The organism is Marinobacter sp. BW6, assembly GCF_008107725.1.
Taxonomy (GTDB): domain Bacteria; phylum Pseudomonadota; class Gammaproteobacteria; order Pseudomonadales; family Oleiphilaceae; genus Marinobacter.
The window spans coordinates 1,412,142-1,426,107 of record NZ_VIRN01000064.1; the positions used below are offsets into that span (position 1 = coordinate 1,412,142).

General features: G+C 56.8%; 13 protein-coding genes. 6 read left to right on the forward strand and 7 right to left on the reverse strand.

The window, feature by feature from the left end; genetic code table 11:
- Positions 1–74: 74 nt before the first annotated feature.
- Together FMN52_RS15175 and FMN52_RS15180 are read left to right on the forward strand one after the other, a co-directional pair.
- Positions 75–1,082: an alpha/beta hydrolase gene (locus tag FMN52_RS15175; RefSeq protein WP_148609407.1), complete on the forward strand. Its 1,008-nt coding sequence runs from the start codon at positions 75–77 to the stop codon at positions 1,080–1,082.
- Positions 1,083–1,119: 37 nt separating this feature from the next.
- On the forward strand, positions 1,120–1,776 hold the full coding sequence (locus FMN52_RS15180; protein WP_148609408.1) for an OmpA family protein: 657 nt from the start codon (positions 1,120–1,122) through the stop codon (positions 1,774–1,776).
- Positions 1,777–1,842: 66 nt separating this feature from the next.
- On the opposite strand, the gene serA is transcribed toward FMN52_RS15180, so the two are convergent.
- Positions 1,843–3,072 (reverse strand): phosphoglycerate dehydrogenase, encoded by a 1,230-nt coding sequence (gene serA / locus FMN52_RS15185; RefSeq protein ID WP_148609409.1) that lies wholly within the window; start codon positions 3,070–3,072, stop codon positions 1,843–1,845.
- A 190-nt stretch (positions 3,073–3,262) separates the two neighbouring features.
- Between serA and FMN52_RS15190 the strand changes: the two genes are divergently transcribed.
- Together FMN52_RS15190 and FMN52_RS15195 are read left to right on the forward strand one after the other, a co-directional pair.
- On the forward strand, positions 3,263–4,666 hold the full coding sequence (locus FMN52_RS15190) for an FAD-binding oxidoreductase (RefSeq protein WP_148609410.1): 1,404 nt from the start codon (positions 3,263–3,265) through the stop codon (positions 4,664–4,666).
- Positions 4,666–5,343, forward strand: a complete 678-nt coding sequence (locus tag FMN52_RS15195) for a Sir2 family NAD-dependent protein deacetylase (protein WP_148609411.1) — start codon at positions 4,666–4,668, stop codon at positions 5,341–5,343. Before FMN52_RS15190 ends, FMN52_RS15195 begins: the two co-directional genes overlap by 1 nt.
- Here FMN52_RS15195 and FMN52_RS15200 read toward each other — a convergent pair.
- The 5 genes from FMN52_RS15200 to FMN52_RS15220 all read right to left on the reverse strand — a co-directional run bounded on the left by FMN52_RS15200 (position 5,340) and on the right by FMN52_RS15220 (position 10,047).
- Positions 5,340–6,671, reverse strand: coding sequence for an AarF/ABC1/UbiB kinase family protein (locus tag FMN52_RS15200; RefSeq protein WP_148609412.1), 1,332 nt, complete (start codon positions 6,669–6,671; stop codon positions 5,340–5,342). The genes FMN52_RS15195 and FMN52_RS15200 overlap by 4 nt on opposite strands.
- Before the next feature lie 49 nt (positions 6,672–6,720).
- Positions 6,721–7,383, reverse strand: a complete 663-nt coding sequence (locus FMN52_RS15205) for a fumarylacetoacetate hydrolase family protein (RefSeq protein WP_148609413.1) — start codon at positions 7,381–7,383, stop codon at positions 6,721–6,723.
- Positions 7,384–7,406: 23 nt separating this feature from the next.
- A complete protein-coding gene (locus FMN52_RS15210; protein WP_148609414.1) occupies positions 7,407–7,949 on the reverse strand; it encodes an adenine phosphoribosyltransferase in 543 nt (180 codons plus the stop codon).
- 30 nt (positions 7,950–7,979) lie between these two features.
- The gene (locus FMN52_RS15215) at positions 7,980–9,278 is read right to left on the reverse strand and encodes an NCS2 family permease (protein WP_148609415.1); all 1,299 of its coding nucleotides are present in this window, start codon (positions 9,276–9,278) and stop codon (positions 7,980–7,982) included.
- Positions 9,279–9,429: 151 nt separating this feature from the next.
- Complete coding sequence (locus FMN52_RS15220) at positions 9,430–10,047, reverse strand: trimeric intracellular cation channel family protein (RefSeq protein WP_148609416.1); 618 nt, start codon at positions 10,045–10,047, stop codon at positions 9,430–9,432.
- 194 nt (positions 10,048–10,241) lie between these two features.
- On the opposite strand from FMN52_RS15220, the gene FMN52_RS15225 reads away from it, so the two are divergent.
- Both FMN52_RS15225 and FMN52_RS15230 read left to right on the forward strand, forming a co-directional pair.
- Positions 10,242–10,808, forward strand: a complete 567-nt coding sequence (locus FMN52_RS15225; protein ID WP_148609417.1) for a BLUF domain-containing protein — start codon at positions 10,242–10,244, stop codon at positions 10,806–10,808.
- Positions 10,809–10,952: 144 nt separating this feature from the next.
- The gene (locus tag FMN52_RS15230; protein ID WP_148609418.1) at positions 10,953–11,933 is read left to right on the forward strand and encodes an NADPH:quinone oxidoreductase family protein; all 981 of its coding nucleotides are present in this window, start codon (positions 10,953–10,955) and stop codon (positions 11,931–11,933) included.
- 148 nt (positions 11,934–12,081) lie between these two features.
- Here FMN52_RS15230 and FMN52_RS15235 read toward each other — a convergent pair whose 3' ends face one another.
- Entirely contained in the window at positions 12,082–13,908 is a 1,827-nt protein-coding gene (locus tag FMN52_RS15235; RefSeq protein ID WP_148609419.1) for a long-chain-acyl-CoA synthetase, read from the reverse strand.
- Positions 13,909–13,966: the final 58 nt, after the last annotated feature.

The window sequence follows — 13,966 nt, forward strand, 5'->3', positions numbered from 1 at the left end:
GGGTTAGGCCCGCTATGGGTTAGGATTGAAAGCCCAAAACTTATAACTCATTCATGACAGGCGTTTAACTCTACGTGTACTGGAAAACAGATACCATAGAAATACCGAACTGGGACAGGCACTCGCTCCTCGACAGACTCGAACCGTTCGACCCGGCCGGCTCGCGGGATCTCAGTAATGAAATGGTGGCCTATTGCCGCTTTTACGGGCTGGATCTCTGGGTGGAACATCCGGACGTTGCTTATCATCAGGGTTACGTCAAAGCGTGTGATCACGAGGTTATGGTGCACTATTTCCGGTTGCCGGAGCAGGCAGCTGAGCGAGGTACCGTGTTCATTCTGCACGGCTACTTCGATCATGTCGGATTGTATAGCCAGTTAATTGATCGCTGTCTGGGGGCTGGTTTTGATGTGCTGGCTTACGATCAGCCGGGGCATGGTCTTTCCAGCGGCACACCGGCGGCCATTGGCAGTTTTCTGGAGTACCAGGGGGTTCTGGCAGACGTGATGGCTCAGGTCAGAGAAAAGGTGCGTCAGCCCTGGTTTGCGGTCGGTCAGAGTACCGGTGGTGCGATCCTGATCGACTACCTGTTGTCCAATCAGCACAACCAGCAGACCTCCGACTTCCGGAAAGTAGTGCTTCTGGCACCCCTGGTAAGACCCGCGGGCTGGTTGGGGGCAAAGGTGCTCCATAGCATGGCGAAACCCTTTATTTCCCGATGGCGCCGGGTGTTTGCGGAAAACAGCGGTAACACTCGCTTTCTGCAATTTCTGCGGGAACACGATCCGCTCCAGGCACGTGCGGTGCATGTGGATTGGGTAAGCGCGCTGCGGAAATGGGTGCCCCATATCGAATCAGCCAGGCCTGTCGACTTTCCCGTGACCGTAGTGCAAGGTGAGAAGGATCTGACAGTCGATTGGCAACACAATTTGCGCATTATCCGGAATAAATTTTCCTCTGTGGAGGAACTGAAAATCCCTGACGGACGTCATCATCTTGTGAACGAAGCTCAGGATTTGCAGGCAACCGTATTCAATACCATCATTGATTCATTCACGACCTCGACATCACAGACCCGCTAGAGGTCTCTGTCAGGAATATCAAGCACAGGAGATAGTAGTGAAAAAGACAATACTTGCGTTTGCAGTGGCCACTCTTGGTCTCGGCGGTTGTATGACCTATGACCCATACACCGGCGAGGAGAAAACCTCCAGTGCGACCAAAGGCAGTATCATTGGCGCCATTGGTGGCGCTGCCGTTGGTGCGGCAACCTCCAGCAAGAGTGATCGTGGTAAAGGCGCACTGATTGGCGCGGCCAGTGGTGCGGCCATTGGCGGCGGCATTGGTTATTACATGGACAAGCAGGAAGCCGAACTGCGTCGCAAGCTGGAAGGCACCGGTGTCCGCGTGGTTCGTAATGGCGATGAGATTGAGCTGGTGATGCCAGGCAATATCACCTTTGACCTGAATGAATCGAGCATCAAGCCGTCATTCAGCGGAACACTGGAATCTGTGGCTCTGGTTCTGAAGGAGTATGACAAGACCATTATCCAGATCGAGGGTCATACCGACAGCTCCGGCTCAGACAGCTACAACCAGCTGCTCAGTGAGCGTCGCGCTTCCTCTGTTCGTGACTTTCTGCTGAACCAGGGAATTGAGCCCAAGCGTACCCGCGCTGTTGGCTACGGTGAGCGTTATCCGGTGGCGTCCAACGATACCTCGGCCGGCCGCGAGCAGAACCGTCGAGTCGAGCTGACGCTGGTGCCCATGCAGTAAGCGAGGCATTCGCAGTCATAAAAAAACCGGAGCAAATGCTCCGGTTTTTTTGTTCCAGCCCGTGAATCAGAACAGGACGCGGCAGCGAATCGTTCCTTTCACTTTGAGCAGTTTCTCAAGTGCCAGCTCGCCGTAGGCCTTGTCGACATCCACCACCACGTAGCCGATGTCTTCCTTGGTCTGCAGGTACTGGCCACAAACGTTGATGCCATTCTCGGAGAACACTTGGTTGATCTCTGACATCACGCCAGGCACGTTTTCGTGGATATGTAGCAGACGGTGCTGGTTGGGGTGTGACGGCAATGCCACTTCCGGGAAGTTCACAGAAGAGACTGAAGTGCCGTTGTCGCTGTACATGGCCAGCTTTTCCGCGACTTCCCGGCCGATGTTTTCCTGGGCTTCGATGGTGGAGCCGCCCACGTGCGGGGTCAGGATCACGTTGTCGAATTCCCGCAAAGGAGACACAAACTCCTCGTCGTTGGACTTGGGTTCAACCGGGAAAACGTCAATGGCTGCACCCAGCAGCTTACCGCTCGCCAAAGCCTCGGCGAGGGCGTCAATGTCTACCACGGTGCCGCGCGAGGCATTCATCAGAATGCTGCCGGGTTTCATCTGGGCGAACTGCTCAGCCTTGAACATGTACTTGGTCGCCGGTGTTTCCGGCACGTGCAGGCTGACCACATCGGCAATGTTAAGCAGCTCCTGAAGAGTACCCACCTGGGTGGCGTTGCCGATCGACAGCTTGGAGACCACATCGTAGAAATACACATCCATGCCCAGACCCTCGGCCAGGACGCTGAACTGGGTGCCGATGTTGCCGTAACCGATGATGCCAAGTTTCTTGCCACGGATTTCGTAGCTGTCTTTGGCGGACTTCAGCCATTCGCCGCGATGGGCCTTGGCGTTTTTCTCCGGGACACCGCGCAGGAGCAGGATGGCCTGGGCAAGAACCAGTTCCGCGACGCTCCGGGTGTTGGAGAAGGGAGCGTTGAAGACGGCAATGCCGCGCCGGGTGGCTGCCTGCAGATCCACCTGGTTGGTGCCAATACAGAAACAGCCCACGGCCACCAGTTTCTTGGCGGCTTCAAATACTTTCTCGGTCAACTGGGTGCGGGAACGGATGCCGACGAAGTGCGCATCGGCAATCTTCTCGATCAGCTCTTCCTCGGCCAGCGAGTGAGACAGATACTCGATGTTGGTATAGCCCGCAGCGTTCAGGGTATCAATGGCAGATTGATGCACGCCTTCCAGCAGCAGGATACGGATTTTGCTCTTCTCAAGAGACGTATTTGACATGGGCTTGCTTCCGAACCTTTCGTCACGTGAAATGACCCGTGGCCAGTGATCGTCGGGGCTGGCTCACAGAACAGGGGCGGTATGATACCATAAACAAAGATTTTCACAGCGCGCCGGTTTGCCTGAATCAACTGTCTGTGATTCCTGTTGCAGGAAGCTCCGGCCCAAACCTGACGAGACCGAAAAATCCATGAATTCTGAACAGATCATTGCTTCTCTCAAAGACCTGATGGCCACCGGCGATGCGCCCGGCAAGGTGCTGACCGACCCGGCGGATCTGGACACTTATGGCAAGGACTGGACCAAGATCTACCCACCCAAGCCCCTGGCGATCGCGTTACCCAAGACCACGGAGCAGGTTCAGGCGCTGGTAAGGTTCGCCAACGAGAATCAGGTGGCGCTGGTGCCCTCTGGCGGTCGCACAGGTCTGAGCGCCGGTGCGGTGGCTGCCAACGGGGAAGTGGTTGTGGCGTTTGACAACATGAACCAGATCCTGGATTTCAACGCCAGTGACCGCACGGTTCGTTGCCAGGCTGGCGTTGTGACGGAACAGTTGCAAAATGCAGCCGAGGAGAACGGTCTCTATTACCCGGTAGATTTTGCCTCCGCCGGTTCCAGCCAGCTCGGGGGTAATCTGTCTACCAACGCTGGCGGTATCAAGGTAATTCGCTACGGCATGAGCCGGGACTGGGTTGCTGGTCTCAAGGTCGTGACCGGTAAGGGCGATATCCTGGATCTGAACAAAGATCTGGAGAAAAACAACACCGGTTATGATTTGCGCCATCTGTTTATCGGCGCGGAGGGCACGTTGGGCTTTATCACGGAAGCTACCATGAAGCTGTCCCGTAAGCCGGATAACCTGACGGTACTGGTTTTGGGTCTGAACGACCTGACCAACACCATGGACGTACTGCAGACCTTCCAGAAAAAGATCGACCTCACCGCCTATGAGTTCTTCTCCCATCAGGCCATGGGGCATGTGCTGGCCCATGGCCAGGTGCAGGCGCCGTTTGAAACCGAGGCGCCGTACTACGCGCTGCTGGAGTTCGAAGCTGTCTCCGATCAGGTGATGGACGATGCCATGGCCCTCTTTGAGCAATGCGTGGAGAACGGTTGGGTGCTGGATGGCGTGATTAGCCAGAGCGAAACTCAGGCCCAGAACCTGTGGCAACTGCGCGAGCGCATTTCCGAATCCATCGCGCCCCGCACGCCCTACAAGAATGACATTTCCGTGGTCGTGTCCAAGGTGCCGGGCTTTCTGCAGGAAATCGACGCGGTTGTCACCGAGCATTATCCGGACTTCGAGATTATCTGGTTCGGCCATATCGGTGATGGCAACCTGCACCTCAACATCCTCAAGCCGGAAGATATGGCCAACGAGGATTTCTTCGAGAAGTGCCAGCAGGTCAACAAATGGGTGTTCGAAATAGTCGAGCGCTATCAGGGCAGTGTCTCGGCAGAGCACGGCGTGGGCATGACCAAGAAGCCTTATCTGAAGTACACGCGCAGCGAGGCGGAAATCGCCTACCTGAGAGGGATCAAGCAGGTATTCGATCCCAACGGAATCATGAACCCCGGCAAGATTTTCGACTGATGCAGGACCACATCGTTGTACTGACAGGCGCTGGTATCAGCGCCGAGAGCGGCCTCTCCACTTTCCGTGACAATGGCGGGTTGTGGGAGCAGCACAGTGTTTACGATGTGGCCACGCCCGAGGCATTTGCCCGGAATCAGGAGCTGGTGTTGCGGTTCTACAACGACCGCAGGCGCCAGCTGGCATCTGCCCAGCCCAACCAGGCTCACTGCCTGCTGGCGCAACTCGAGCAGCGCTACCGGGTGACGGTTGTCACCCAGAACGTGGACGATCTGCATGAACGAGGTGGAGCCAGCAACGTGATTCATCTCCACGGGGAGCTTACCAAGGCACGTAGTTCAAAGTATCCAGAGCTCGTTTACGAGATTGGTTACCGCGATATCAATCCGGGTGACACCTGCGACCGCGGCGCCCAGCTTCGCCCCCACATTGTCTGGTTTGGCGAGGAAGTGCCCATGCTGGAGAAGGCCGCCGAAGTTGTCCGTACGGCCGATCATCTGCTGATCGTGGGAACGTCTCTGCAGGTATACCCGGCGGCCGGGCTGGTGTACGAAGTGGACAGGGACGTACCCATTACGGTAATTGATCCGGGCGCCCCCGCTTCGGTATCCCGGGCTCGGATCATACGTAAGGGCGCCAGTGAGGGGATGGCCGAGTGGGTGAGTAGTCTCCGCTAACTCTCGGCGCCAGCGCGCTCAGAAATCTGAAGGTAACTTTCCAGCTCTTCCCGAAACGCCGCCTGAACGCCCAACCGCTTCAGCATCCAGTAGTGTCCGGCAATCATCCGGTCTATAAAGATGCTTTCCACCGGTGGCTTGAAGTAATCCAGGTATTTGAAAACGGTGCTGGTTTTCTCTGCCACGCGTTTGTGGATGTCGGCCTCGGCAAAGTCGTAGGGCACATCACGCTGTTCGAAGGGTACCACCAGAATATCCCGCCACATGGCGTAGTAGGCTTCATCCACGGCAGGCTGGCTGCCGACCCTTGCGCCCAGGTCGATCAGGTGCCGATCCAGCGCTTCGTAATCCTCCTCCAGTGCTGAAACCAGGGCATTCCGGTAGGCTTCGATGATCTCCGGTTTGAGTTTTTTCACGCAGCCGAAGTCGTACATGATAATGGAACCATCCGGCCGATAGGCGAAGTTGCCGGCATGGGGGTCACCATGGATGCACTGGAATCGAAAAAGCTGGTCCGCCATCAGGGTGAAGATCCGGTGGCCGATCAGGTTAATTGTATCCTGGTCGTACTGCGCTTTCGTGACCTTGCTGACGTGATCGCCCTCAACCAGCTCCATGGTCAGAACCCGGCGGGTTGAATGGCTACTCGCTACTTCAGGGATGAGAACCCAGGGCTGATCCTTGTGGAACTCCCGGAATAGCTCGATGTTTCTGGCTTCGTTCTCATAATCGAGTTCTTCCTTGAGCCTCTCCCGAATTTCAGCGAACAGCCGGTCGACGGATTCCCTGGGCATTTTCAGCAGGCCGCCCAGTCTCAGAGCCATGCGCAACTGCTTGAGATCCGAATCGCAGGATTCGTCAACGCCAGGGTACTGAATTTTCACAATAACATCTGTGCCATCGTGAAGCCGGGCGCGATGCACCTGGCCGATGGAGGCCGCTGCGTAGGGCGTCTCCTGCAGGTACTCAAAAAGCTCGGAGACCGGTTTGCCCAGTTCCGATTCGATCTGCCCCACAATGACCTCGAACGGCATGGGCGGCGCTTCTTTTTGGAGTTTCTCCAGCGCGTCCGAGAATTCCTTGGGCAGGAAATCCTGGGTCTGGGAAGCGATCTGCCCAACCTTCATGACCGCCCCTTTCAGTTCGCCGAGGGTATCGGCAATCTGGTCGGCCATGCGGGTATAGCTTTCGCTCTGGGCGCCCTCGTCATTTTCTGAGCGGAATAGTCGACGCGCGCGCTGACCGGCGTACTGACCTGCCACAGAGGCCGTCATGCCAGCGAGTTTGAAGAAGCGACCACGTCGGGAGGTTACCGGTTTCTTTGCCATAAACAGATGTACGCCTTTGACCGGATTTGGGTTTAGCCGGCCCTGCACGTTAAACCACTTTGGTCTCCACGAACAGCAGGTCTTCCAGTTCAAGCGACAGGGTCTGGCGAGAAATCAGTGGGCCAACGCCTTTGGGCGTGCCCGTCAGCACCACATCGCCCGGCAGCAATGTGAACTGGCTGCTGATGTGGACGATCAGGGGCACAATGGGGTTGAGCATATCGCCGGTATCGCCGGTTTGCTGGCGGTTACCATCGATGTCCAGTGTGAAGTGGATGGGCGCACCGGAAAACTTCTCAGCTGAGACAAATGGCGACAGCGGGCACGCGCCATCGAAGCCCTTGGCCCGTTCCCAGGGCTGGCCTTTATCCTTGAGCTTGCTTTGCAGCTCCCGCAGGGTCAGGTCCAGTGCAAGGCCGTAGCCGAGTATGGCGGATTCGGCCTCGCTGGCTGAAGCCCGGGTCAGGGGGCGGCCGATCAGAACCGCCAGTTCTGTCTCGAAGTGAACCTCGCCCTGGTTTCTCGGGAAATCCAGGGGGCGGGTGATATGCACGGCCGAGGTTGCGGGCTTGATGAACAGTAGAGGTTCATCCGGCACCGGGTTGTTAAGTTCCCGGGCATGCTCTGCGTAATTGCGACCAATGCAGACGATTTTCCCGAGCGGAAGATGAACCGGGGTGCCGTCTTTCCAGTGGTGTTGGTAATCCGGCATGGTCGCCTCCTGTTTGCTGTTGGCTATTCCCCTTCAAACGAGCAGACAGTATAAACCTGAAGACCTTCGTCCTGCAGCTTGCGCGAGCCACCGAGATCCGGAAGGTCGATCATGGCTGCCACTTCCACAATCTCCGCTCCGATCCTGCGGATCAGGCGGGTAGCCGCCAGCATAGTGCCACCGGTGGCAATCAGGTCGTCCACCAGGACCACTTTATCGCCCGGCTTGAAGGCATCCTTGTGCAGCTCAACGGAGGCAGTGCCGTATTCAAGCTCGTAGTCTTCAACCAGCGTATCGAACGGCAGCTTGCCTTTCTTGCGGACCAGTACCAGGGACGCGTTGAGCTCATAGGCCAGGGCCGAGCCGATGATGAAGCCGCGGGCATCCACCGCTGCCACGGCATCAATCTTGTGGCCGTGATAGCGGTGTACGAAGGCATCAATCAGCTTCCGGAAGGCGGTTTTGTCCTGCAGTACCGTGGTGATATCACGAAAGGACACGCCGGGCTTTGGCCAGTCAGGGACGGTGCGAATAGCCTTTTTGATGCTCTCAGAAAAATAATCCATAAACGTTCCGGTTAATGCTATGGATGCGGATCAGGCTGCATCCAGGAAAATGAATTTCAGAACAAAGACAACAGCAATGATAACAACGCTGGCGTTCAGATCCGCCCAGCGGCCACTGAGTGCCTTCAGGATGGCGTAGGTGATGAACCCGAGCGCGATGCCGTTCGCGATGGAGAAGGTGAGCGGCATCATCAGGGCGGTGACCACAGCCGGGGCTGCGTCGGTTACGTCATCCCAGTCAATCAATTTGAGGCCGCTGGCCATCAGAACTGCAACGTAAAGCAGTGCCGGAGCGGTGGCGTAGGCAGGAATAATGCTGGCAAGGGGTGAAAGCAGCAGGCACGCCAGGAACAGTGCGGCAACAACCACAGCCGTCAGGCCGGTTCGGCCGCCGGCGGAAATGCCCGCGGTGGATTCGATGTAGCTGGTGGTGGTCGAGGTGCCGAGGGCAGCACCGGACATAGTGGCAACAGAATCCGACATCAGGGCGCGGCCCAGGCGCGGCAGCTTGCCGTCTTTGTCGAGCAGGCCACCGCGCTGGGCAGCGCCGATGAGTGTGCCGGAGGTATCGAACAAGTCGACGAACAGGAAGGCAAAGATCACGCTGATCATGCCTATGTTCAGGGCGCCAGCCAGGTCCAGCTGCATGAACGTGGGCGCGAGGCTGGGCGGAGCGGAAACCAGGCCCTTGTACTCAACCATCCCCAGTGCCATGGCGACGCCGGTAACCGCGATGATGCCAATCATGACGGCACCGGTCACCTGGCGGAAAGACAACGCGCAGATCAGCACGAAGCCGCCAAAGAACAGCAGGCTCTCTGCAACCTTTACCTCGCCCAGGCCCACGAGCGTGGCCGGGTGGTCCACTACAATGCCGGCATTCTTAAGCGCAATCAGGGCCAGGAAAAAGCCGATGCCGGCGGAAATGCCAAAACGCAGGGACATGGGGATACTGTTTATGATCCATTCGCGGACCTTGAAAATACTGAGCAGGAAGAACAGGAAGCCGGAGATGAACACAGCCCCCAGTGCCACCTGCCAGCTGTAGCCCATACTGCCAACGACTGTGAAGGAGAAAAAGGCGTTCAACCCCATGCCTGGCGCCAGGGCGATCGGGTAGTTGGCCCACAGCCCCATGATCAGAGTGCCGATCACGGCTGCAAGGCAGGTAGCAACGAACACAGCCCCGAAATCCATGCCGGTGGATGACAGTATGCTCGGGTTGACCACAATGATGTACGCCATGGTCAGGAAGGTGGTAATGCCCGCAACCACTTCTTTACGAACAGTGGTGCCGTGGGCCTGCAGTTGGAACAGTCGTTCAAGCATGACGGGTGTCTGCCTCACAGGATGCTGGAAGTTAGTGTTTGAGAGTCTGGTCTGAGCGGAAATCGTGAATTGCGTGAAAAAACGGCAATATTACCGGCTCATCCGTCTCAGGCCAAGGGATGATTGACAGTTCGTCAAACTGACGGTGGCGCTAGTTGCTGTGTGGATCCCGCTGCAGCCGGATATCAAACCTTACGGCCAGCATGCGCATAGTCACGATAAAAAGCAGGCCAAGGGTCAGAGGCAGGACTTCATTATCCAGGAACCACTGACACACGAAATACAGCCAGCATCCGGCAAAGGAAATGGACGCGTAGATCTGGTCCTTGCGGAAGATGTAGGGCACTTCGTTGCACAACGTATCCCGCAGTGCGCCGCCAAAGGTACCGGTCATGACTCCGAGCAGTGAGGCGATAAACCACGAGTGCCCCAGGTCGAGCGCCAGTTGGGCGCCAAGAATGGAAAAAACCCCGAGTCCGATGGCGTCCGGAAACACGATTCGTGATTCCCTCAGCCGCTCGGCCCGCTGCCAGTAGCTGAAGATAACGGCCATGGCGAGAATAAGCATGGGTTGTTCCTCATGCCTGATCCAGTAAAGGGGGTGATTATCCATGATCAGGTCCCGCAGGGTTCCGCCACCCAGGGCCGTGATAAATCCGATGGTAAATACGCCCACAGGATCCATATTTTTGGAACGTGCGACGATCATGCCGGAAACCGCAAAAGCAACGATCCCAATCATTTCAAGTATGTAGATGATGTCTAGCATGATGGATCCCTAGGTAGAGCCAAGGGTTGGGCAGGCATGGCCACTCTGAGCGCGCAGGATAGCCGAAAAGACCTTGCCTTTCACCTTCAAGAGTCCTCTGGTGGCTCCCGGAAACCTCTGAACTGTGATCCATGACGACAGTTTCGGGCGTATCTTGTATCCAACTTACCTTTATCCCGTTGTACGGAGTTTCTATGTCCTTGATGCGCCTGGCCTATGCCAGTGAAGCCACGTTCGAAGCCAAACCGGTGGAAAAGGGTGTTGAGCCCCACGTTGCACGGATTCTGATGACTTCCCGTAAGAACAATGCCAAAGACCAGTTGGTTGGCGGCCTTTATTACGGAAATAACTGTTTTTTTCAGTACCTGGAAGGTGAAGAGAACGCGGTGAGAAGCACCTACGACCGGATTTTGAAGGATGATCGCCATCGCAACATCGTGACTTTGATTGAGGAGCCATTGGGAAGCCGGACCTTCAGCAACTGGTCGATGAAATACGTGCCGCTGTCCCGGGACGTCAGGAAGTTTCTGGACGAGCAGGGGCTCGAATCCTTTGAGCCGGCGTCTTTCACTTCCGATCAGTGCGAAAAAATGATCGAGCTAATTCGCAATTCCAGCCACGATCAGAATATGGTTAACCATCACGATCGGAAATCAGTGGGCGAAACGCCTCAGGTATTGTCTTCCGGGATGAAGATGGGGCTGATTGCAGCGGGCCTGGTTCTCGTCGGGGCTCTGGTGGTTGGCGGTTCCATGCTTTGAAGTAATAGCAGTCGAAATAAGCGCCGTTTATGCGTTTAGATAAAAGAACTTTATTTGCTTCATGATAAGACTCTGTTTAGCTTGACGGATAACAATCACAGGCGAGTGTCGCCTGGAACCTGATCAAACAAAAACGGAGAGTCCATGAAAGCCATCCTCTGCAAGGAATACGGCCCGGCCGAGACGCTGGTTATCGAAGATGTCCCAAGTCCTGAGGTGAAGGGTCGCGGCGTGAAAGTGCGCGTGAAAGCCGCCGGCCTGAATTTCCCGGATACCCTCATTATTGAAAACAAATACCAGTTGAAGCCGAGTCTGCCTTTTTCCCCGGGCGGTGAAATGGCGGGTGAGGTTATTGAGGTTGGCGACAAGGTAACCCGTTTCAAAGTGGGCGATCGTGTTGCAGGGCTCACCGGTTATGGCGCCTTTGCAGAAGAAGTGATCGTACCGGAGCAGAACCTCCTGCCTGTTCCTGATGGCATGTCTGATGAGAAGGCAGCCGCCTTCACGATGGTTTACGGCACCTCCTATTACGCCCTGAAGCAGCGCGGCAACCTCCAGCCTGGCGAGACGCTTCTGGTTCTTGGTGCCAGCGGCGGTGTTGGCCTGGCCACCGTTGAGCTCGGAAAGGCGATGGGCGCCAAGGTTATTGCGGCGGCGAGTTCGGCCGAAAAGCTTGCTGTTGCCAAGGAGGCCGGCGCCGACGAGCTGATCAATTACGCCGAGGAGCCTCTCAAAGACGCAGTCAAGAAACTCACTCACAGCAAAGGCGTGGACGTGATCTACGACCCCGTCGGCGGTGACTTCACCGAGCAGGCTCTTCGTGCCATGGGCTGGAATGGCCGCCACCTGATCATCGGCTTCGCCGCCGGCGACATTCCGAAAATTCCGGCAAATTTGACTCTTCTGAAGGGTTGTTCAGTGGTCGGCGTCTTCTGGGGCAGCTTTACCCAGCGCGAGCCGGAGGCCAGCGCCCAGAACATGATGGAGCTGATGAAGCTCTATGCCGAAGGCAAGATTGATCCGAAGATCAGTGCGGTTTACGAATTTGAGGATTACGCAAAGGCGCTGGGGGCTTTGACCGAGCGGAAAGCGACCGGCAAGGTTGTGCTTAAAGTCGGCTCCTGAGTTTTATCGAAGCCTGAAAGCTTTGGGAGGTTGCCGGTTGGAAGCACTTCCCAAAAACCGCTACGAGCACATCCATGTGCGCTTGGCGCCGGCCATCCTCACCGCTCCGCTAATCCATAAGGCTAGGGCCCAGACAAAAGGCCAATCATCAAAACCGGACCGAAGCCGAGTCAATCTCCGAAACCAGCTCCCGCGTCAGCAAGGTATACCCGTCAGTCCCGGGCAGCCAGGCGTAGACTTCCTCGCCGTCCCGAAGCGAATAGCCGAGCTTCTGGATATCCACCTTCCGGTACTTGAACGTCCCCGTCTTCTCGATGGCGTGGGTTACCCGTACGAATACCGGAACCGCATAGGTCGGCAGATTGTCCCGCAGATAGGCGAACAACCTATTAACGTCAAACTCTCGGCCATTGCTGTGGGGAACCAGGGTCACCATGCCGGCCTTGCCGTTGGTGCCGGGGATCTCGACGCCGTAGACGATGGCTTCCTCGACCATCCCCGAGCCGTCGATGATGTTTTCCACTTCCGTCGTTGAGACGTTTTCGCCCTTCCAGCGGAAGGTATCGCCCATACGGTCGACGAACTGAAGGTGGCCGCACCCGATTTCCTTCAGGACATCGCCAGTGTTGAACCAGGCGTCGTCCTTCTTGAAAGCGTTGCGGAGGATCGATTTTTCCGTGGCCTCTTTCTGGGTGTAGCCCTCGAACGACCATTTTTTGGTGATCTCGCCGATCAAGAGGCCGGGCTCGCCTTTAGCCACTTCCTGCATGAAGCCTTTTTCGTTACGAATTGGATCCCGTGTGCCGTCGTGGAATTTCACCAGCTTGTAGGGGGCGGTGGAAAAGCCCACGGTGTTGTCCATGTTGAAGAAGTTGCTGAAGCCGATGTTGCCTTCGCTGGAGGCGTAGAGCTCTGCGACTGTCTCTATCCCGAAGCGCTCCTTGAATTCCTTCCAGATGGACGGGCGGAGGCCGTTGCCGATCATTTTGGTGAGGCTATGGTTCCGGTCCTGTTCGCTGGGTGGCTGGTTCAGCAGGTAGCGGCAGAGTTCGCCGACGTAGCCGAAGGTGGTGGCGTGGTAATAGCGAACGTCGTCCCAGAAGGCGCTGGCGGAGAATTTGCGGCGCAGGGCAATGGCGGAGCCGCCGGCCAGGACTGAGCCCCAGCAGACCAGCAGTGCGGTGCCGTGATAAAGGGGGAGTGTGCAGTAAAGAACGTCCTCGGGCTTCATGGCCAGCGACATCAGGCCGAACCCGCCATAGGCCTTTATGAATTTCCGGTGGGAGCCCGGGGCAGCCTTGGGCAGGCCGGTGGTGCCGGAGGTGAACAGGTAGATGGCGATGTCACCCATCGTCGGGGGATCGCTCAGAACCGGCTCATCACTGTTGAAGGTGCTTACCTCACGGGCCATGTTGGTGTAGCCGGCTGGCGCATCGCCAAAGGCGTTTAACGTGTTGGTATCCGCCAGAAACTGGAATGGTTGCGGATGGTCGGTGTTGATCTCCGCCTTGATAACGTCGAAGGCGTCTACCAGTTCCTCGCCCGCGATCACCATCTTGGGTTCAATCAGGTTGATGCTGTGTTCGAGTACTTTGCCTTTCTGGGAGGTGTTGAGCATGGCGCAGGCGACGCCAAGTTTGGCGGCACCGGCTACCACGGCGAGCAGTTCCGGGCGGTTTTCAAGAAATACCGCGATGGCATCGCCTTTGGCAAGCCCCTGGTTTTGAAGGTAGCGGGCGATGCGGTTGGCCCAGCCATTGAGCTCGCTCCACGTGATCGTGCGGTCTTCAAACAGAATGGCTGACCGGTTACCCAGGTTTCGGGCGTTGTTTTCGATAAGCGTGCCGAGGGTAAGTTCCCGGTTCTGGTTTTTAAGGGAGTAGTAGTACAAGCCCCGGGTAATGGCCGGCAGTCGGCGGAAAATCCCGGGGAGGCTGCGGGCTATGTCCAGTGCGGATACGTTGTCTTGGCTCATGGTCTTTCCGTTTGTCCCTTTTATTGTGTGGACGTTGAGCCCGAAACAACGCATGCCT

Bases quoted from the DNA above. Each gene is read 5' to 3' on its own strand.
- serA (WP_148609409.1), bottom strand. From the start codon at position 3,072: ATGTCAAATACGTCTCTTGAGAAGAGCAAAATCCGTATCCTGCTGCTG.
- FMN52_RS15190 (WP_148609410.1), top strand. From the start codon at position 3,263: ATGAATTCTGAACAGATCATTGCTTCTCTCAAAGACCTGATGGCCACC.
- FMN52_RS15195 (WP_148609411.1), top strand. From the start codon at position 4,666: ATGCAGGACCACATCGTTGTACTGACAGGCGCTGGTATCAGCGCCGAG.
- FMN52_RS15200 (WP_148609412.1), bottom strand. From the start codon at position 6,671: ATGGCAAAGAAACCGGTAACCTCCCGACGTGGTCGCTTCTTCAAACTC.
- FMN52_RS15205 (WP_148609413.1), bottom strand. From the start codon at position 7,383: ATGCCGGATTACCAACACCACTGGAAAGACGGCACCCCGGTTCATCTT.
- FMN52_RS15210 (WP_148609414.1), bottom strand. From the start codon at position 7,949: ATGGATTATTTTTCTGAGAGCATCAAAAAGGCTATTCGCACCGTCCCT.
- FMN52_RS15215 (WP_148609415.1), bottom strand. From the start codon at position 9,278: ATGCTTGAACGACTGTTCCAACTGCAGGCCCACGGCACCACTGTTCGT.
- FMN52_RS15220 (WP_148609416.1), bottom strand. From the start codon at position 10,047: ATGCTAGACATCATCTACATACTTGAAATGATTGGGATCGTTGCTTTT.
- FMN52_RS15225 (WP_148609417.1), top strand. From the start codon at position 10,242: ATGTCCTTGATGCGCCTGGCCTATGCCAGTGAAGCCACGTTCGAAGCC.
- FMN52_RS15230 (WP_148609418.1), top strand. From the start codon at position 10,953: ATGAAAGCCATCCTCTGCAAGGAATACGGCCCGGCCGAGACGCTGGTT.
- FMN52_RS15235 (WP_148609419.1), bottom strand. From the start codon at position 13,908: ATGAGCCAAGACAACGTATCCGCACTGGACATAGCCCGCAGCCTCCCC.